Origin of the sequence: Paraburkholderia sp. SECH2 (genome assembly GCF_030464795.1) — a bacterium.
GTDB classification, from domain to species: domain Bacteria; phylum Pseudomonadota; class Gammaproteobacteria; order Burkholderiales; family Burkholderiaceae; genus Paraburkholderia; species Paraburkholderia aspalathi.
In genome coordinates, this window is record NZ_JALPRH010000005.1 from 333,538 (window position 1) to 353,584 (window position 20,047).

Consider the following 20,047-nt stretch of genomic DNA (forward strand, 5'->3'; position numbering starts at 1 on the left):
CATGACTACAGCTCGGTGGTTCCGCTTACTGTTCATATGTCTGAGCTGGTGGGCCACTCACTCTTTTGCCGTCGGTCTCGACACCACCGGGAAACAGACACAACAGGTTCCCACCTTGGACCAGGTGGAGGTATTCGAAGACGTCTCGGGCAAGATGAGATTGGACGACATACTCACACTTTCCGCGGGAGTCGCGCCAGGCTTCCTTCCGGTGCAGGGGAATCGACTGAAGCCAGGTTTCACCCGCTCGGCATGGTGGCTCCGCGTGGCGGTGGGCAACCGTAGTTCAGCAGCCGCCCCGCTCGTGCTCGTGTTCCAGGACGCGCGCCTTCAGAAAGTGGACTTTTACACGGTGTCCAGTGGCCACTGGACACGTGAGGGCATCGATCCTGTCCGACCCGCATCCGAGTCATTTTCATCCCGCTATTCGTTGGTGCATTTCACGCTCGCTCCCGGTGAAAAGCGCATTTTCCTCATCCGGGCAGCCAGCGATACGGCACTCACGCTTGAACCGAGGCTGTATTCCGCAGCGGCATACGACGCGCTGGAGAAACGCGCGGCGCTCTGGGACGGTGGATTGATTGGCGGCACACTTGCACTGGCGTGGTGCGCGCTGCTCATCGCCTATTTTTCCCGCAGTGTCTCGTTTCTCGTCCTGACAGCACTGTGTGCCATGACAGCGCTGTTCGAAGCTGCGGATCGCGGCTATACGAAGCTATATCTGTGGCCGTTCGCAATCGAGTGGAGTGCGAGAAGTGTGACGGTGCTCGGATGTACCGCCGTGCTGCTGTTCATTGTATTTATCCTGCGCATCTCTCACAGCGAAAAAGCAAACCTGCCAGCACGCTACATACTGTTCGGGTTTGCGTTTCTGGAGTGCGTTGCGGCAATAGGCGCCGCATTCGGCAATCTGTTCGTGTTCGCGCAAGTCGGCGTGTATGTCAATGCGCTGTTCGGCGTCTTCACGGTGATTATCGCTGCACACCTCGCGCGTCAGTCGACCCCCACCGCGCGGATCATGCTGCTCGTCATGATCTTCTCGCTGTTCAGCTTTGCGTTGCGCATGCTCGAAACGCTTGGGTCCTTGCCGACAGCTCTCGCCTGGCTGAAGTCCGACATTCACCCGAATCCCGTCGTTGCAATTATTGGGTTAGCCACCAACCTTATTGTGCTCGCAGCGTGGATAAACCACGTCGGAAAGCAGCGAATCGCGGCAAGAACCGAACTCGCAGACTGGCAAAGAACCGAACACGACCGACTACGCGAACAGGTTGCACAGCGCACATTGGAGTTGAACGAAGCATTGCTTTACGCCGAGGAGAAAAACCAGCAACTGATCGAAACCTTGGGTTACGTGAGTCATGACCTCCGTGCGCCGCTTGCTACGATCACGGGCTATGCCAGACAGTTGCGGGATCTGGCGGATTCGAAGCAGGTGAAACCTATCCAGGCAATCGAACGCAGCGTGAACTATCAACTCGGCCTGATCGACGAACTGGTCGGGTACGCGAAAACTGAGTTGCAGCCATTGGATATCGCGCCGGTCGCAACCGATCTGCCTGCACTTCTCGATGACATTGCCGAATACGCGCTCGCACTCTGCTCGCAGTTGAACAATCAGTTTAACTATCGGGCACTGACGTTGTTGCCCCGTCGACTGACGATCGACGGCCGCCGGTTGCAACAGGTATTGCTCAATCTGCTCTCGAACGCATCCAAGTTCACCCGCGACGGCTTCGTCACGATGACGGTGAGCGCGCGCCTGCAGGACGATCAATGGCACATGGGTTTTGAGGTCACTGATACCGGCATCGGCATCGACGTCGAAGCGCAGTCGAAACTCTTTACGGCTTTTCGCCAGATACAGGCTGTGAACGGTAGCACCGGGCTTGGCCTTATTATTGCGCAGCGCATTGTCAACACCATGGGCGGCGACTTGCGCGTGTCAAGTGCGCCGCATCGCGGCACCTCGTTTACCTTCGAACTCATCGTTCCATCTGCGGCAGATAAGGATGCGTTGCCGTCGAACATCGTAGAGCATTCTTCCGGCGGCTCTGCTCCTATTCGTTCACAACGCAAACACGGGTTCGCCGTTGCCGTTCCTCCAGAGAGCGATCGCCAGGAACTGGCCGTTCTCGCAAAGGACGGACGCCTGACTGACATAGAGCGATGGATAGAAAACACGATCGCCGCTCACCCCACCTGCATTGCATTTCTGACTGACATGCGGCATTGCCTCGAAGCATTGGATTTCGCGGGCATCGAGGCTCTTGCTCTCGCACCGCACGAAACATACGACGTCTCGCGCGCCTGCTAACGTAGCCTGCCTGTTTTCAAACTAATGCAACTTTCGGCCGATATCCTCGAAACACTCGTGCGCAACACAACGAAGAGAGACACGCCACTGAAGCGTGCGACGCTCACCGGAGACAAACGAGGCGGCGGCCGGACGGCTGTCGCTCTTTGACAAACGGGCCGGCCGAGCAGGCTGCCAAGAAAACGGAGCAGCAGAAGATGGTGTGGACAACGGGCGCGAGGCAGCGTGCGATCTCTGTCACAGTGAAGGGGATGTTTTGCGCAGCGGCAGCCGGTCATGCACATGCGCAGGTGACACAACCAGCGAACGATACTCAGGCGAAAAGCGTCGCAGTACAGGCCGATGTGAAGCCCGGCGTCACGCTGTCGGAGATCAAAGTGAAAGACGTGGCAAATGCGGCGTCAGTCGGACTCGTCGGCAAACGCACCGTGACCGGCACGAAGACCGACACACCGATCACCGAGGTTCCTCAAACGATCAACGTCGTCACTGCGCAGCAGATCGAAATGACCGGCGCGACCGACCTCAACCAGGCGCTGCGCTACGTACCAGGCTTCGCATCCTTTGGATCCGACAGCCGCACAGACCTGTATGCGGTGCTGCGCGGCTTTACTCCCACCTTGTTCATCGACGGATTGCAAGCGCCGAATACAACACCCATCGCGAGTTGGCGCGTCGACCCGTACATGATCGACAGCATCACTGTGCTACGCGGGCCGACGTCGGTTCTGTATGGGGCAGGAGATCCGGGCGCGATCGTCGACGTGCAAAGCAAGCGGGCCGACGGCGAGCGCGTGCGCGAGGTGGATGTGCAGGTCGGCAACTACGCGCGCAAGCAGATAATGTTCGACATCGGCGACACGCTCGACGCCGACGGTAAGTACGCGTATCGCTTCGTTGGCGACGCGCGCGACGGCAACGCGGTGACCGGACCGAATGCGGACCAGCGCGTCGCGCTTGCGCCGTCGTTTCGCTGGCGACCGGATTCCGGCACTTCGCTGACGTTCACGGCGACCTACCTGCAAGACTGGAATGATATTTCGCATAACTTCCTGCCCGCGCAGGGCACCGTACTGCCAAACCCGAATGGGCAGTTGTCGCATGACGTCTACACGGGAGAACCGACATTCAATGACTACCACAAGAAGCAGTGGTCGCTCGGCTACCAGTTCTCGCACAACCTCGATTCCATCTGGACGTTAAACCAGAACCTGCGCTGGATGCACCTGTCGCTTAGCGACGCGTCGGTCTTTGGCGGTGGCCTTGCCGAGAGTAGCACGACCGATATCACGCGTTACGCAGGACTGTTTCAGCCCAACTACAGCCGCTTCGACATCGACAACAACGCGCAGGCACGTTTTGGTACTGGCCAGCTCGAGCATACTGTGCTGCTCGGCTTTCAGTACAACCGGCAGACGACGACCGACAGCGTGTGGCTCGCGCTGGCGCCAGAGCTAAACCTTTACAACCCGGTCTACACGCCGGTCACGACCGCGATCTTCTCGGGCCCGACGTCGCTCGGCCGCCAGGACCAGTACACGACGATGAACACGTTCGGCGTGTACGCGCAGGACCAGGTCAAATGGAACCGCTGGACCTTGACGCTCGGCGGCCGCGAGGATTGGGTCAACACGCGCCTGGATGACCACGAGGCCCGCTTGCAGACGAAACAGGATGTCAGCGCGTTCTCCGGTCGTGTCGGCCTCACGTACGAAGGCGACTACGGGCTGTCGCCATACATTAGTTATTCGACATCGTTCAATCCGGTCATCGGCGTGGACATGTTCGGCGGCGGATTGCCCGAGCCGACGCGCGGCAGGCAGATCGAGGCAGGCCTGCGCTGGCAGCCGGCCCGCAAGAACCTGATGTTGAGCGCAGCCGTCTATCAGATCAACCAGACGAACGTCGTGACACCGGCACCGACGAACCTCGATCCCACAGGAACGTCTTCCGTGCAGACCGGAGAGGTGCGTTCGCGCGGTATCGAGCTGAGCGCGGTCGGAAACGTCACGCGCGAACTCTCCATTATCGCGTCGTATATCTATCAGGACGTGAAGAACGTAAAGGCAAACGACGCGTCGCTGAACAACTGGCCGGTCGACATTCCTCGCCCCCGCCAGATGGCGTCGCTGTGGACCGACTGGTCATGGCATACAGGAGCGCTCGCCGGCTTCGGGATCGGTGGAGGGATACGCTACCAGAGCGCATCCGCGGGTGCGCCGGACAACTCGCTGACGGTCGCAAGCTATACGCTGTACGACGCGGCACTCCACTATCAGATGCGCAACTGGCGTTTCACACTGAATGCGGCAAACCTGTTCGACCGTCACTACATCAGCGGCTGCCAATCGTACTCGATCTGCGCATTCGGCAACGAGCGAACCGTGCTAGCCAACGCGAAATACACCTGGTGATAGAGCATTCCCGATTTTTCGGGGCGGCTCCAGATAACGGAATTTAAACCACGCCAAGCCGTCGGCGACGTGTGATGGGGCTCGACTAGTGCGCGGCGACGGCCTGATTCATCTGGCGTGAAGGCGCGCCCGATGCGGACGCATGAGAGTCACTAGGCCCGCAACGCCGCCGAAGCCAGCGATACGAACCTGTGTCGTAAAGAGTGCGGGCTTGGCGTGCGTTCATTGAACGTCGCCAGAGCCGCGGCGCAGCAGCGGCTGCCGGACTCAGTTCGCTGCGAGGAAGTTCTGTACCGCGGCGATCGTCGGCGCGGGCGCTTCGTCCATCAACCAATGGCCGGCGTTCGGCACGATGACTTCCTGCACGTTCGTCGCCGCGTTGCGCATCTGGACCGCCACATTGGCGCCGAAGGCCTTCTCTGCGCCGATCGCGAGCACCGGCATCGTCAGCTTCGCCTGCATCGCCTTGAGGTTGTCGGCATCATCCTTCTGGTCGATCGCGAGGAACTGGGCGAACGCTGAATGCATCGCGCCAGGTCTGGCGTAGATCGCGGCGTAGTGGCGGCGGGTCGCTTCGTCGATCTTCGACGGATCGCCGGCGAACTCGTCCCAGAAGCGGTCGAGGTAGATGCGCTCGCGGCCGGCGACCAGGCGCTCGGCGTCCCGGCCGCCGAAGTTGAAGTGCCACAACGCAGGCATGCGCACGATCTGGCTCCATGGCGGGATGCCAGGTACCGGCGAATCGATCACGACGAGGCGGCTTGTTTTGTCCGGATAGCGTGCCGCGTAGGCGTACGCGACCATCACGCCGATGTCGTGGCCCACGATGTCGGCGCGATCGATGCCGAGCTTGTCGAGCACGGCGCGGATGTCGCCGGCCTGAGTCCACTTGTCGTAGCCGCCGGCGGGGTGCGAGGACAGGCCCATGCCGCGCAGGTCGGGCACGATGACGGTGTGATCCTTCTCGAGCGCGGCGGCCATCGGCGACCACATGTCGCCGGTCTCGCCGAAGCCGTGAATCAGCACGACCGCGGGTCCGTGGCCGCCGACGCGGACGTTGATCGTCGCGTCGTCGTTCACCACCTGCGAGGTGCGGAAGTCGGCCGGAAAAGGCGTGGGCGCCGCGTACGCCGACACGGTGCCCAGCACCAGGCTGGCGGCAAGGCCGGCGACGACTCGGCGGAAACGGCGGGAGAACGTGGACGAAACGGCTGCGGACATGCCTGGCTCCTTAGGATGGGGGGACGGGTATCCCGGATTCGAGAACGTTCGCCGGATGTCGTGACGCCAGTCACGCTTTACCGCCACGTCTGCACCCTCCGAACGCACGCCATCGGCAACAACTCGTGCAAGTTTTTCGGTGTGTCCGTGGGTGGAGTCCTGGAGAACAAATACCTTCGCCATGGTGAATTTTCCTTGCCCTGGGGCAATGTGGATCGGTTGAGATGCGCTGCAGTTCGGCGGTCGAGGCCGGGTGCGGCATCGACTCCACGTATTTTATGACGGTCGTCAGAAAATCCGCAACAGTTTTTTGTGACGATCGTGATAAAATGAGTTTTGGGTTGTTCACTCTCACCACTAACCGAAGGATCCAGATGGCCAGGCCCAGGGAATTCGACGAAGACACGGTGCTCGAAGCCGCAATGCAGCGCTTCTGGAATAACGGCTATGAGGCGACATCGATGCGCGACCTCGCCGACCTCACCGGAATGACTACGCCAAGCCTCTACAACGCGTTCGGTGATAAGAGAGCCATCTACCGTCTCGTGCTCGATCGGTATGTCCGTCTGGCGCTTGAGACCTGCTCGGTGATTTTCGGAGGCGATGAGCCGCCCTTACGCGCATTGGAGCGGTACTTCGACGCGACGATTGAAGAAGCGCTCGCCGACACGCTTCACAAGGGGTGTTTTGTCGTGAACACGGCGCTGGAGGTGGCGCCGCATGACCAGGGCTTCAGGGATGTTGTAACTGGGGTGTTTGGTGAAATCGAAAAATGTGTCCGCGACTGTGTCGCGGCTGGGCAGCACGACGGATCAATCCTTACCTCGCAACCTCCAGCCGACATCGCACGGCTCGCACTGAGCACCATCCTGGGCCTCCGGGTTCTGGCCCGCGCCAATCCCGACCACAATCTGCTGAGCGGGGTCGTTCGGCCGTTTTTCGTTTTGCTAAGGACACCGACTCAGGGAAGTGGCGAATAAGGACGGAAAGTTACGTTCGCGATGGCGGCACCGGGTAGTTGTCGATGCCGCCTACAGACTAATCCGCCTTCACGCCTTCAACCTGAATCTGCAGGCGGGTCAGCGTCTTGAAACCGTAATTGGTGCCCCAAGCAACGCCGTAGTCCGCGCGGTCGAATTGTGCGCTGGCTTCTGCACCGCACACTTCTTTCTTGATCAACGGGTTCATGAAGCACTTGAACGAATCAATCTTCAACGTCAGCGGCTTGGTTACCCCGTGAAACGTAAAGTCACCTGAGACTTCGACCGGCGTGTCGCCGTCAAAACGGAGCGCACTGCCTTTGAATGTCGCGCTCGGGTATTTGCTGGCATCGAGGAAATCTGCCGACTTCACGCGCGTATCGAGTGGCACATTTCCGGTGTCGATCGACGCGGTGTCAATCGACACGTCGACCGTGCCAGTCTTCGCCGCGACGTCAAGCGTCACTACGCCGCTGCTTTTCGTGAACTTGCCCCGCCACACCGAAATACCGCCAAAATGGTCGGCTTCGAAACTCGGATAGGTGTGCCTCGGGTCAAGGTTGTAAGTTGTCGGGGTCGCCATGGCTGAGCCGGCGATCACGGCAAGAATGCCGACTGCAATCAGGTGCTTGTTCAAATCAGACTCCATGAGTGTGGCATGTGTGTGCGACAAATGTTTGAATTGTGTCAGGATCACTAACGGATTTGTTCGTGGCGTGGCGCTCATATTGGCGACGCTCACGCAGTTATCGTATCCAGGTAACTTGCCGAGAACAAGTGAACAGGTTACGTATTCTGTTGCCGTCTGCGCAACAGTGTCGTCTGGCTAATCACGGAGACGAACAGGCACCGGCGCTGATCAGAAAAGCACCTTCGCTGCTAACCATGAGTTAGCTTCTGAAGAAAAATCAACGGGAGAGAGAGCTGCAAAGACGACAAAAGTCGAAGCGTTATTCACGTCGGAATTGACGCGCTGCGCTGTCTGCGGGTAAGTCAACTCCAGATTAAAACCATCGGCCGGAATTCGGCATAAATCGACACATCATGCCTTCAAACAGGCAGACTGAATCGCAAACGGCTACGGGCCCCGCGTCTATGCGGCGGCCATCATCGGCCCGAGCTGGGACCGTGCCACGTCAACGAAAGCCTGCATTGCACTCGAGACATAAGCATCATGCCGCCGGATAAACAGCGTTTCGACGTGCGCCTTCTCTGGCGATATCGTGTGGATACTGACGAGATCCTGTTCCGCTGCCGTCGAGACCACGCCTCGTGGCAATAGCGTGATACCAATACCCGCAGCAACGCAGGCAATGATCGCATCCATTGAACCAAATTCGAGCGGCGCGGCCGTGAGCACCCCCATTTCGGTAAGCAATGTGTCGAGCCGCTGACGGTAAGAGCAACCCAAACGGAAGACAATTGTTTTAAGGTCCGGTACCGATCTGATCACCTCCAGCGAGCGCATGGTGCGCGGTGTGACCAGAACCAGTTCCTCATGAAAGACCGTCTCGGTGTGAAGGTCCGGATGGTCCAGCGGACCTGCTATGAATGCCCCATCCAGCCGACATTCCGCTACATCGGCAGTGAGACCGCAACTCGTTCCGGTCGTCAGGGATAGCCGAACCTGCGGATACATTCGAGCAAAATTACTCAATATCGGAGAAAGCCTAAGCGCCGCCGTCGTCTCGAGCGTTCCAAGTGTGAGAGCGCCTCCCGGTGCGCCGTCATCCAGCGCAGCTATCCTGGCATCCGTAATGAGCTTCGCGATACGCGCGGCATACGGGAGCAAGCGCTGCCCCGCAGGGGTCAAGCTCACGCCGCGCACATGGCGCTGAAAGAGAACGACTCCGACCTCCCGCTCCAAAGCCCGAATTCGCGCCGTCACGTTCGACTGAACGGTATTTAGCTCGGTAGCTGCCCGGTTCATACTTCCGTGACGAGCTACGGCTTCGAAGACCTTGAGGTCGGCAACGTCCATGCTTCGCACCTGTATGAGATGTCCACAACCTTGATAAAGCTCCTCTTCCATCCTACATCAAAGCGAAATTAAACATCCAACGGATACAATTCCCGTTGGTCATTTTCGCAAGCGCCAGAAAGGTTCGAGACAGTCCAAAGTTCAGACGTTTCGCATCCAACGCAAAGACGCAGCGTAAACGGGCAAGGCGGACCTCGCAGATCCACCTTTGAACCGAACACACCCAATGCCACTCTTCCCCGCGCCGGGAACACCGCACTGACAGGCTCGCAAGCTCAACCGCCTGGCGGCGACCATACTTGCGTGTGCCGCCGTTCCTGAATCTAGTGGCCAACCGGCCCCGCGAATACATGACGCTCTTGGGGAACAGCACTCCGCGCCCGATCAGTATCTGCCTGTTTGCTGCGGTCCAGCACGGATACCAGCCAGCACGTCACAAAAGCGAGCGGCATAGTCACTATCGTCGGCGGATCGATCGAGAAAAGTGGCTTCGCATTCCCCATAACATGCACCCAGACGGCCGGGCCTGCGATGGTCAGCAATACGGCGGAGACCAAGCCGACAGTTCCTCCCGCAACGGCCCCAAACGTGGTCAATCGTTTCCAGTAAAGGGCAAGCAGCAACACTGGAAAAGTCGAGCTACAGGCGACCGAGAACGTGAGCCCAAGCATATAAGCCACATTCTGTGTCCTGAATGCAATGCCCAACACCACCGCGACCACGCCCAGTACCAAAGTCGATATCCTCGATACTCGCACTTCATCCACTTGACTTGCCGTACCTTTGCGGAACACACAGGCGTAGAGGTCATGCGAAACCGCTGAAGAACCGGCAAGCGTCAATCCCGACACAACCGCAAGGATGGTGGCAAATGCAACTGCCGAGATAAACCCCAACAACGCGTCTCCCCCCACCGCCTTCGCAAGATGGACGGCAACCATGTTTATCCCGCCCAGCGGCTTGCCCGCGGCATCCAGAAAGTCCGGATTAGAGGCGACCAGAGCGATAGATCCGAATCCGATGACAAACACTAGGGCGAAGAATATGTTCATAAATACACTGGCCCAAAATACTGACCCCCGTGCAGCCCGTGCATCAGGAACCGTGAAGAAGCGCATGAGAATATGCGGCAGGCCTGAAGTACCGAACATCACCGCGAGACCCAACGAGAATCCCGATACGGGATCTCTGGCCAGAAACTGGGGGCTCAGGATCGCATTGCCCTTTGGATGAATCTCCACCGCGCGCCGCAACAGTTCGGAGAAGCTGAAGTCGAATTGCCGCAAAACCAGAAAGCTCATCACAAGTGTGCCGGTCAGCAGCAACGCTGCCTTGACGAGCTGTACCCAGGTCGTGGCGACCATGCCTCCGAAGGCCACATAAAACATCATGAGCGTGCCTACAAGGATTTCGGCGTATATGTAGTCGATGCCAAACAGCAGCTTGATCAACTGCCCCGCCCCTACCATCTGCGCGATGAGATACAACGAAACAATGCATAGCGATGCGCAGGCCGAGAAGATGCGAATCGGCTTCTCGCCAAGACGCACGGAAACCGCATCTGCGACCGTATACTTACCGAGTTTTCGCAGCCTGGTTGCCACCAGAAAGACAACAATCGGCATCCCCGTCGAATACCCAACTGCATAGACCAGACCATCAAATCCGCTACTGAACACCAAAGCTGTCAGGCCAAGGAACGCACCGGCCGACATGAAGTCACCCGCGATTGCAAGACCATTCTGAAACGCCGTTATCTCGCCGCCAGCCGCGTAGAAATCATCGGTCGATCTGGTGCGCTTCGCGGCCCAGTAGGTAATAGCCAGTGTCGCAAGAACGAAGGCAAGAAAGAACACTATTGCGACGCCGTTCCCGTTACCGACGCCGCTTCCAGCGGCAAAGGATTCGGTGCTCACAACGCACATGGAAAATGACAGCGCGAGCAAAGCGCCACACCGATGAATAGTCATAGCAGGTCACCAGGTAATCAACGGATAACTTTCGGCTGTGTCGACACGAAATCTCGCGAGTCTGCGGCGTTTTCGATCAGTACGTACAACCCGATAAGCAGCACGCCTGCGACCAGAATTACTATTCCGTACAGAAACGCAAGCGTAATCTTTGACCCCTCTACCACTGGCGAAGCGAGCGTTGCCGGCGACGCGGCGGCAAGCGTAATGAATCCAAAAAACATCAACACCTCCACAAGCGTCAGGACTATTGCCAGCCCCACCCTCTCACGTCCGGTGTCGACACTGTCTACCTCCATCGTTGCTCCACTCATATCTCCTCCATATTTTTTGTACTACGTATTATTTAGCTCAAAGAACCTGCTTCTCATAGAAGCCTGAAATGACCGAACTTATGGCTTCGTCATATGGCCTATCGCCGCCGCATACATCTGAAACGCTGGCCGCCGGACGCGACGTCGGCGGAACGCAGAGGAAGTCCTTAACGCGAAATTTCGCGCGGCTATCCTGCGGATTTCTTGAAGTCCTCCCCATTGATCCGACTGGAAATGCTGATATTTTCAGCCGGATGTTCATGCAAAATCACGTTAATGATCTTCGGATCCGACCCGATCGAGTCGTGCGTGACCTGGATGATGTCCCTGATAAGTTGTTCACGTCGTTGATGCGTGAGACCGGTCTTGATATGGCATTCGATGAAAGGCATGATGGCTCTCCGGTAGTTCTATTTAAGACGCTCAATAAGTTCTTTGTCGTTCGCCGCACCCTCGACATATTCGGGAAGATGCTCACCGTGCTCGACGAAGTTGATTCCGCGTCCTTCGCGAATCACGAGAAAAATGTCGTTCTTCGTCTCGCCCGTCGCGGCGCTGACCACCCGGAGTAATCCGGCAGCAAGCAGTCGCTTCTGTTCGTCGGTCCGACCAAAACGCATGTCACAAGAAATGAGTGCCATATATATCTCCTAAAAATCTCTCTGGACTATTGAATCCCCGGATGCATAACCGGGAATCGTGGTTCAGGACTTACCTTCACCAAAATGGTCATCAACTCTTCAATTGACTGTTGCTCCAGCGTTGAAACCAGATCGATGATCTGATTTCGAAGCACCTGGTCCGCGTACTGTTCGCTCAACCAGTTGAATTTCTCGACGGTACGTTCCCACGTGAACGGGTTATCCAATCCGCCTTCGAAACCCACATGCTCCTCGGCCAGCACACGACCATCCTTGCATTTGATCGTCACACGCGTGTTTAGCTCGCGCGGATACTGCGCCGAGAATTCAGCATCAGGCTTCACAGTCACTCGCCTGAGCAACGCCTGTGCATCGGCAGCCTGTACACGCTCGGGCTCGAGCTGAGCCGGGCCAACCTGATCGTCAAGCAACGCTGCTGCGATCAGGTACTTGAGGTTGTAGTCCGCCTGCTCTTTAGTCTGCGGGTTATCCTTTGGGCCGAAGCTGCCGCCGCCGGCAATTTCAAATCCAGTCTGAAAGATGTCGCATTGGACTTCATCCACGTCACTGCCCTTCAAACCATGTTTGCGCTTTAACGCGAGCGTAGCTTCGAGAACGGGCTGACCGTGAATAAGCGAGCAGTATTTCTTCATGACCGTCTGGTGAACGACCTCGAGCCGCTGGTCTTCCCAATCGACTTCGAGCGGTTGGTCAAACATTCGCACCAGACCATTGGGACCCTCAAAAAGGCGCAGAGGGCCTGTAAAGCCACGCTTGGCAAGAGACGCTGAATAAACGGCTCTCATACCCGTGATACCGGGAGAAAAGCCCTTCCACTGCGAAACCGGTTCGGAATGCACACACGACAGCGAAATGTTGTCGATCGTCGCGATTGCAATCGCGTTTGCGATCTGATCGGCATCGAGACCGAACAGCTTTCCCGACCCTGCCGCGGCAGACATCGCCAACTGGATTGCGTGATTGAACCCCTTGGCCATAACGGGAACGATCGCCGTAATGCGGCAGCCAATTTCGTAGGACGTTGCCAATGCCAGCATGAACTCCTCACCACTTGCGGACGCATGTTCAGCAGCGGCCAGAATGGTTCCGAAGTTATCGCTTGGATGACAGAGTCCGCCAGGAGACATGTAGCTATCCAGCAGGTCGACGTACCTGACCAAACCCGTGTTGTACAACGCGGCCTGATCGGGCGAAGTCTTGCCGCCTCCAATCAATGAACAGGTCCCCGAGCCACGGTACTCGTCGAACTGATCGCGAAGCGCCTTGAACGGCTTACCTGGCAGCGCTGCTATGGCGCAACCCAGGCTGTCGAGAATATTCCGCTTGAAGATTGCCCTTGTGCCGGGCGTAAGATGCTCCGCGCGTGCGTCGTATGCAAAACGGCCGATACGCTGAGCAGTCGTAGGTGTACTCATTTGAAGTCTGTCCCTCCAAAAAAACCGGATCGCCTCGAATGGCAATCCAATTGTTTCCTCACCCTGATGTCGAGTTCAATGTGACATTGTGGTTCTCAATCCAGTAATACAAACTCGCACCGTTTGAGCCGAACATCAAGCGAAGGTATTACATACCGCTATCTATCCCAGAGATAACTCTGCCACACCAGGATCCTCGTTAGTGCGGTCGCTGCGCCAACGGACCCGCACAAAAGAGTCTGCTCGCTTGCCCCGGTTTTTGCTGTTTCTCAACGGCCAATAGTTTCCGGGACTATTTCGTCGCCGGAATCGAGCTATCTGGTTCGGTCTCAATCACAAACAGCCTCTACGCTGATGGCTTCAGACGCGGACGCAATGTACGCCTTACGGTTCGCGCCGCGCTCGGCTGCGTCGCAGGTCCAGCACTGCGTTTATCGACTCCTGCCGACGACCGGGAATCACTTGAATAGGCGAACCTGCTGAAATGAAACCGGTTTTGGATACGCTTAAATAAACACCAGAGTAGCCGCTCATCATCATGTGTTTGGCTGCGCGTACATATCCCATCACGGCGTTAAACTTGTAGCAGGGATTCCGGGGTGACTCGACGCGAAATTCGACGTCACCCATCAACATTCGGTCCCCAACCCAGAGCTGGGTTTCGAGCAGCCCGCACGTCGTCAAATTCTCTCCCACCGCGGCAAACGGCAGCGGATCGTCGGCACCCGCAACGCCCGCTTCCAGCCGGCGCTCCCGCCACCATTCGTAGTGTTCGACCGGATACATATACACAGCCTTCTCAAGGCCCCCATGCACACTAAGGTCTACCTGCTCATCGCCGACCAGGCCTAGCCTGCGAACCTCGATAGAAGCCTGGTTGTGAAGCGAGCTGACAGGGGTTTTGCGTATTCCGGAGTTAACTACCATCCCTTGCGACGCGCTCCCCACATCCAATGGGGCACTCGAACCCACGCTAACAGCGAGCAGCCGGGCGGCGGTTACGTTGATGATGTCACCGTCCTATTTTTCGCGTAAAGCGAGTAGCCAAGTATCGTGTCCATTTCCCTGACGATGTTTTCAACTATCAATCTGGCCGACAGCACATCGTGGATCAAGGCAGCAGATTCGCCCGCGATCACGGCAGCGGTGTCGTAGTCGTGATTCTCACGAGCACTCGCATACCTCGCCCGCTGCTCATGTATTTGCTGAAAGAGTTCGCGTTCACGCCCAGCCCACTTTTCGGAGAACTCGTTTCGCAGCACCCGGCCCGTGTACGGTGCCGGCCAAACGTTATCGCGCGCTATATCAAACAGAATCCCACGGATGGTTTGCTCACCGCCCGTACAGTCGACGATCCGTCGTTTGGCATCGTCGTGCCCGATCGCCTCCTCGCTTGCGTACATGCGGGTTCCTAACACGATGCCCGAGGCGCCAAGCGTAAGAGACGCTGCAAAACCCCTACCGTCGGCGATGCCGCCGGCAGCAACCACGGGCACCCTCTCACCCACAGCGTCCACAACGGCTGGAACAAGTGAGATCGTGCCGCAGGCAACGCCATGACCGCCGCCTTCTGCACCTTGAGCGACGATAATATCCGCGCCCTGGCTAACCGCCTCACGTGCCATCGCAACAGTCTGAACCTGGCAGATCGCGAGAATTCCTGCCTTCTTCGTTCGCTCGATATGTTTGCTCGCGTCACCGAACGAAAACATGATCGCGGCGGGTGAATGTTCAATGCAGACATCGATAAGGTGCGGTTGCCTGGATAGACTCCATGTAATGAACCCCACCCCGATCCGGGCCCCACGTGCTGCGGCAAACTGCTCCCGCAGCCACGTCTCGTCGCCGTACCCGCCACCTATTATTCCGAACCCGCCTGCGTCAGTGACCGCTGCGGCAAGCCTGCCGCCGGCCACCCGGTCCATCGGCGCAAGCAGTATCGGATGATCCACACCAAGTATCGATTTAAGTTGCTCGTATCGCTCAAACATCGTCGTCTCCTCGCTTTTTTCGTCAACGAATCTGTCTCGTCTGCAATCACAGGTGTAATACTGCTACTCAGATCGCAGCACAAGAAACGATTTGTTTTGATACCAGTAATCTCTTAGATAGATAGGGTGCAGTGAATGGTCGCAAACGCCCGCCGTTGGGGGTGAGACACGCTCGCCAGGCGTGTTTATCAGTTGTTGGTGCCTCCGGGCTCCGAGTACATCGCAGTCTGAAGAAATTGAAGCAGCTCTTTGTAAGCGCTGCTCTCATAGCTCGCTTGTGCAACCAGATACGTATCGATCGTGGCGAATTTCTGCGCGCAAATATCCATCGGAACACACTGCAAATCCAGAATGGACCTCGGGCAAAGTGCGAAACACGAACCCGCCGCAACGCTGGCCAGAATGGCGTGATACGAAACAAGCTCCGTGACTTTCCAGCCACCGCCCGTCTCCAGACCAGTGATGCCCAACCATTGCTCGAGTACGTTCCGATAGGCACAACCATCGGAAAAAGCGGCCAGCGTTTTGATCCTGAGATCCGTAGGCCGGTTTACCGTTGGATGGTTGGGCGGCAACACAAGCAGTAGATCCTCCCGGTATGCGCGCGTTGCGCGTAGCCCGCGCGCAGCGAACTTTGGTCGCGGATCGCGTGTGCCCGGAAAACTACTATCCGCGACAAAAACGCAGTCGAGATGTCCTCTCTCCACATCATCGACCAGTGAACGTGACGTACCGATCGAAATCTCCAGCCCGACCTGCGGCCACCTGCTGTGGTACTTCGAGAGCAGGGCCGGAAGGCGCGCCGCTGCCGTGCTTTCCATAGCGCCGATGCTCAATCGTCCGGGCTGCTGCTCCGGACTCATCGCAAGCCTCGCTTCTTCTGCGAGGTACAAGAGCCGTTGCGCATAGCCCAGCATTGTTCGGCCACTCGGCGTCAAGCTCATCCGTTTTCCACTTCTGGAAAAAAGCTGGACCTGCAACTCCTCTTCCAGTTGTTGCACGCGCATCGTTACATTGGACTGAACACGGGCCAGATGACGAGCCGCCCGGGTCACACTCTGTTCGGTGGCGACAGCACAAAATATTTCTAACGATGAGAAATTCATATCGCCCCCAATCTGATTCTCGCTCTGGAATACAACCTATACGAGTGTTCAGTTCGGCTGGACGTACCGTCAACCGGTGGGCGGGAAAAACTCTCTTTCCATCGTGGCGTAAATCTATGTCAAGGTACCGGGTTCAAAGTGCCGATTGCAGACCGGGCGTTTAACTCATTGCCCGGCCACGACTTCACACAAAGAAAAACGCCGCACCGTGCTGCGTGCGGCGTCCAATCACATGCCATGCCAGTTAGCCTACTTCGCCGTAGGCATTGCAAATTCGGCACCCTTTTCCGTGCTTTCCGGCCAGCGTTGCATGATCGACTTCTGCTTTGTATAGAAGCGAACACCTTCTTCGCCGTATGCGTGCGTATCGCCGAACAGGCTGCGCTTCCAGCCACCGAAACCATGCCAGGCCATCGGAACCGGAATGGGCACGTTGATTCCGACCATCCCTACTTCGATGCGCCGACCGAATTCGCGAGCGATGTGCCCGTCCCGCGTGTAGCACGCCACACCATTGCCAAACTCATGAGCATTGATCAGATCGACCGCTTCCGAGAAGTCCTTCACACGGACGCAGGCAAGCACGGGTCCAAAGATTTCTTCCTTGTAAATCCGCATCTCCGGCGTGACGTTGTCGAACAGCGTGCCGCCCGTGAAGAAACCGCCCTCGAAGCCGTCTACCTTAAGGCCGCGACCGTCAACAACCAGCTTTGCACCTTCGTCGACGCCAATCGCGATGTACCCTTCGATGCGTTCGAGCGCCTGTTGCGTAACTATTGGCCCCATTTCCGCATCGGGCTCCATGCCGTTCTTCACAATGAGACTGCGCGCACGCTCGGCAAGCTTCGGAATGATTTTGTCAGCAACATCGCCTACGAGAACAGCAACCGAAATAGCCATGCAACGCTCGCCGGCAGAACCGTACCCGGCACCAACCAGTGCGTCGACAGCTTGATCGATATCGGCATCGGGCATGACTACCATATGGTTCTTGGCGCCGCCCAGCGCCTGCACGCGCTTGCCGTTCCTCGCGCCCGTTTCGTAGATGTAGTTGGCGATCGGCGTCGATCCAACAAAACTCACCGCCTTCACATCCGGATGCGCAAGCAACGCATCGACTGCAACCTTGTCGCCCTGAACCACGTTGAAAATGCCATCGGGCAGGCCTGCCTCCTTCATCAGCCTTGCCATGAACAACGACGCCGACGGGTCCCGCTCGCTTGGCTTCAGAATGAATGCGTTGCCCGCCGCAATTGCAACAGGAAACATCCAGCAGGGCACCATGCACGGGAAGTTGAACGGCGTAATGCCTGCGACAACGCCTAGCGCCTGACGTACTGTCCAGTTGTCCATGCCGGTTGAAACCTGCTCCGTGTAGTCCCCCTTAAGCAGTTGCGGAATGCCACACGCGAATTCGATGACATCGATACCGCGCGCCACCTCGCCTTGAGCATCAGAGAAGACTTTTCCGTGTTCCGCTGTGATGATTGCAGCCAGCTCATCACGATGCCTGTTCATCAACTCAAGAAACCGCAGCATGACGCGAGCCCGGCGAATCGGCGGCGTATTGCTCCACTTCGGAAATGCAGCCTTGGCGCTTGCCACAGCGGCGTCAACATCTGCGACGTCGCCCAGCACAAGTTTGCGTGGCCGTTCGCCCGTGGCAGGATTGAAAATCGCCTGGGTACGCACGCCTGATCCACGTACTCGCTCGCCATGAATAAAGTGGGTGACGTCGGCTGTGTCATTGAACGCTTGCATCTCGATTCCTTGGTTGATGGGTGGTGAATGAAGTTTAGGAGTCTCCATTGCCCATGCAAAGACGCTAAGATTGAAATGATTGTTTTCAATGGTGAACAAAAAGCACATGAACACGCAAAAGGTTGAAAGCCTTTGGACGCATTTGCACTGGTTGACGGTTCTTGCCGAACAAGGCACGTACACCGCGGCGGCTGCTCGCCTTGGTGTGAGCAAAGCCGCAATGAGCCAGCGCATCGCGGAACTGGAGCGAGCCGCAGGCGTCGCACTGGTGCAACGTACCACCCGCAGCGTACGACTCACCGAAGCCGGGCAGCGGCTCGTCGACAACACGCGTCTGGAGTATGAGCATATTGCAACGAGCTTTGCGACGGTACGGGAGATGGCGGGCGTTGCACGCGGGTTGATCCGGGTAACGGCGCCGGTGGCGTTCACGCGGCAGCAGTTGGTACCGAGAATGTCTGCGTTTCTACGGGCAAATCCCGAAGTACGCGTACAACTTGAAGCGTCTGACCGTCTGAGTTCGATCACCACCGAGGGCTTCGATCTCGCCATCAGACACAGCGCCCAGGTTCCAGAGACTCATGTCGCATGGAAGCTGTGCGAGACGCAATCTGTGATCGTCGCGACAGCCGCTTACCTGAAGCGTCGAGGCCTGCCTGAATCACCCGCGGATCTTTCCGCTCACGATTGCCTGTTTTACCCTCGTGCGTTAGGGTCTGGAATCTGGTCGTTCGAACGCAGAACAGCGCGACGCACGCACTCCGCTCCTCTGATGATCACGGTAAACGGCCCTCTTTCCGCTAACAATAGCGAAGCATTGAGAGACGCCGCCCTTGACGATCTGGGCATCGCGTTACTACCCGATTTCACGGCACAGGCCGCGATTCAATCGGGGAAATTTGTCGTTCTCCTGCCCGATTGGCGACCAATAGGCACCTTTGCCGAACAACTCTATGTGGTTCGGCCATACACCCCGCACGTACCACGCGCTGTCGAACTGTTTGTCGCCTATCTGAGGGAAACTTTCGCCGCAGGCTTTCCGCCATAACATCCCGATACGCTTTCACGAGAACCCCGTAGATTTCGAAACGGATTCCCAGGCATCAATTTCGCGGCTCAATGCGGATATTTTGTCCCGGACCACGCGTAATGCGTCATCGCCCAGCACGAGGTGGACCGGCGGGTCATCCTCGTCGATCAGGTCCAGCAGGACCCTCGCCGCTTTAGCCGGGTCCCCCGGTTGCTTCCCGTCTTTCGCCAAACGGGCACGGCGGATCGGCGCAAACACCGTATCGTAGTCGTCGATGCTGTGCTCCGTACGCACCATCGATCTCCCAGCCCAATCTGTTCGAAACGCGCCCGGCGCGACGGCCGTCACCTTGATACCGAAGCTGCGTACTTCCTGCTCCAGGGCTTCCGATATCCCTTCAAGCGCGAATTTGCTACCGCAGTAGTATGAGATGCCGGGAAATGTAACGAGCCCCGCCATCGACGTGATATTGATGATGTGACCCGTGCGCCGTATTCGCATTGACGGGAGCACGGCCTTGATCATCGCCACGGCGCCGAACACGTTCACATCAAACTGTCGACGCAGTTCCTCCAGCGGTGATTCTTCGAGAATGCCTTCATGACCGTATCCCGCGCTATTCACGAGAACGTCGATCAGGCCGACGCGCTGGGCGACTTCATTGATCGCGGCATCGATGGAATCGAAATCTGACACGTCGAGGAGTACGCCGTGCGCATGGTTCGCATGCAATCCCTCAAATTCAACTTTCGCGGGATGGTTTCTTACCGTACCGATCACAATGTTGCCGGCGGCCAATGCGGCTTTCGCCAAAGCACGGCCAAACCCGGAGCTTGCACCGGTAATCAAAAAAATCCGCTGGGCGGTTTTGCTCACGATTGAAAC

Annotated in this window: 17 protein-coding genes; 4 read left to right on the forward strand and 13 right to left on the reverse strand. The window is 57.5% G+C overall.

All coding sequences use genetic code 11. The features are described 5' to 3' along the window. Window position 1 precedes the first annotated feature (1 nt). Complete coding sequence (locus M0D66_RS12580) at window positions 2-2,317, forward strand: sensor histidine kinase (protein WP_211708087.1); 2,316 nt, start codon at window positions 2-4, stop codon at window positions 2,315-2,317. A 197-nt stretch (window positions 2,318-2,514) separates the two neighbouring features. After that, the gene (locus tag M0D66_RS12585; RefSeq protein ID WP_211708073.1) at window positions 2,515-4,731 is read left to right on the forward strand and encodes a TonB-dependent siderophore receptor; all 2,217 of its coding nucleotides are present in this window, start codon (window positions 2,515-2,517) and stop codon (window positions 4,729-4,731) included. Between the two features lie 267 nt (window positions 4,732-4,998). Here M0D66_RS12585 and M0D66_RS12590 read toward each other — a convergent pair whose 3' ends face one another. Continuing rightward, a complete protein-coding gene (locus tag M0D66_RS12590; protein ID WP_211708074.1) occupies window positions 4,999-5,952 on the reverse strand; it encodes an alpha/beta fold hydrolase in 954 nt (317 codons plus the stop codon). A gap of 224 nt (window positions 5,953-6,176) precedes the next feature. Here M0D66_RS12590 and M0D66_RS12595 point away from each other — a divergent pair, with 224 nt between their 5' ends. Then, entirely contained in the window at window positions 6,177-6,932 is a 756-nt protein-coding gene (locus M0D66_RS12595) for a TetR/AcrR family transcriptional regulator (protein WP_266210786.1), read from the forward strand. A 58-nt stretch (window positions 6,933-6,990) separates the two neighbouring features. On the opposite strand, the gene M0D66_RS12600 is transcribed toward M0D66_RS12595, so the two are convergent. From M0D66_RS12600 to M0D66_RS12650, 11 genes are all read right to left on the reverse strand, one after another. Continuing rightward, complete coding sequence (locus tag M0D66_RS12600; RefSeq protein ID WP_200621040.1) at window positions 6,991-7,581, reverse strand: YceI family protein; 591 nt, start codon at window positions 7,579-7,581, stop codon at window positions 6,991-6,993. A 444-nt stretch (window positions 7,582-8,025) separates the two neighbouring features. Beyond that, window positions 8,026-8,913 carry a LysR family transcriptional regulator gene (locus tag M0D66_RS12605; RefSeq protein ID WP_054036079.1) on the reverse strand — a complete coding sequence of 296 codons (888 nt, stop codon included), beginning with the start codon at window positions 8,911-8,913 and terminating at the stop codon, window positions 8,026-8,028. A 323-nt stretch (window positions 8,914-9,236) separates the two neighbouring features. Next, complete coding sequence (gene actP, locus M0D66_RS12610; RefSeq protein WP_211708075.1) at window positions 9,237-10,883, reverse strand: cation/acetate symporter ActP; 1,647 nt, start codon at window positions 10,881-10,883, stop codon at window positions 9,237-9,239. Between the two features lie 17 nt (window positions 10,884-10,900). Further along, complete coding sequence (locus M0D66_RS12615) at window positions 10,901-11,197, reverse strand: DUF485 domain-containing protein (protein WP_128576379.1); 297 nt, start codon at window positions 11,195-11,197, stop codon at window positions 10,901-10,903. Window positions 11,198-11,385: 188 nt separating this feature from the next. Continuing rightward, window positions 11,386-11,589 (reverse strand): tautomerase family protein, encoded by a 204-nt coding sequence (locus M0D66_RS12620; protein ID WP_093645835.1) that lies wholly within the window; start codon window positions 11,587-11,589, stop codon window positions 11,386-11,388. A gap of 18 nt (window positions 11,590-11,607) precedes the next feature. Continuing rightward, window positions 11,608-11,838, reverse strand: coding sequence for a tautomerase family protein (locus M0D66_RS12625; RefSeq protein WP_054035934.1), 231 nt, complete (start codon window positions 11,836-11,838; stop codon window positions 11,608-11,610). 26 nt (window positions 11,839-11,864) lie between these two features. After that, window positions 11,865-13,274 carry an MmgE/PrpD family protein gene (locus M0D66_RS12630; protein ID WP_211708076.1) on the reverse strand — a complete coding sequence of 470 codons (1,410 nt, stop codon included), beginning with the start codon at window positions 13,272-13,274 and terminating at the stop codon, window positions 11,865-11,867. 384 nt (window positions 13,275-13,658) lie between these two features. Further along, entirely contained in the window at window positions 13,659-14,201 is a 543-nt protein-coding gene (locus M0D66_RS12635; protein WP_128576377.1) for an MOSC domain-containing protein, read from the reverse strand. Window positions 14,202-14,272: 71 nt separating this feature from the next. Beyond that, window positions 14,273-15,265: a nitronate monooxygenase family protein gene (locus M0D66_RS12640; RefSeq protein ID WP_211708077.1), complete on the reverse strand. Its 993-nt coding sequence runs from the start codon at window positions 15,263-15,265 to the stop codon at window positions 14,273-14,275. Window positions 15,266-15,453: 188 nt separating this feature from the next. Next, a complete protein-coding gene (locus M0D66_RS12645) occupies window positions 15,454-16,371 on the reverse strand; it encodes a LysR family transcriptional regulator (protein WP_200621045.1) in 918 nt (305 codons plus the stop codon). Window positions 16,372-16,620: 249 nt separating this feature from the next. Continuing rightward, window positions 16,621-18,132 carry a CoA-acylating methylmalonate-semialdehyde dehydrogenase gene (locus tag M0D66_RS12650; protein ID WP_211708089.1) on the reverse strand — a complete coding sequence of 504 codons (1,512 nt, stop codon included), beginning with the start codon at window positions 18,130-18,132 and terminating at the stop codon, window positions 16,621-16,623. 106 nt (window positions 18,133-18,238) lie between these two features. Between M0D66_RS12650 and M0D66_RS12655 the strand changes: the two genes are divergently transcribed. After that, window positions 18,239-19,180 carry a LysR family transcriptional regulator gene (locus M0D66_RS12655; protein WP_200651981.1) on the forward strand — a complete coding sequence of 314 codons (942 nt, stop codon included), beginning with the start codon at window positions 18,239-18,241 and terminating at the stop codon, window positions 19,178-19,180. Between the two features lie 15 nt (window positions 19,181-19,195). Here M0D66_RS12655 and M0D66_RS12660 read toward each other — a convergent pair whose 3' ends face one another. Continuing rightward, complete coding sequence (locus M0D66_RS12660; protein WP_211708078.1) at window positions 19,196-20,038, reverse strand: oxidoreductase; 843 nt, start codon at window positions 20,036-20,038, stop codon at window positions 19,196-19,198. Window positions 20,039-20,047: the final 9 nt, after the last annotated feature.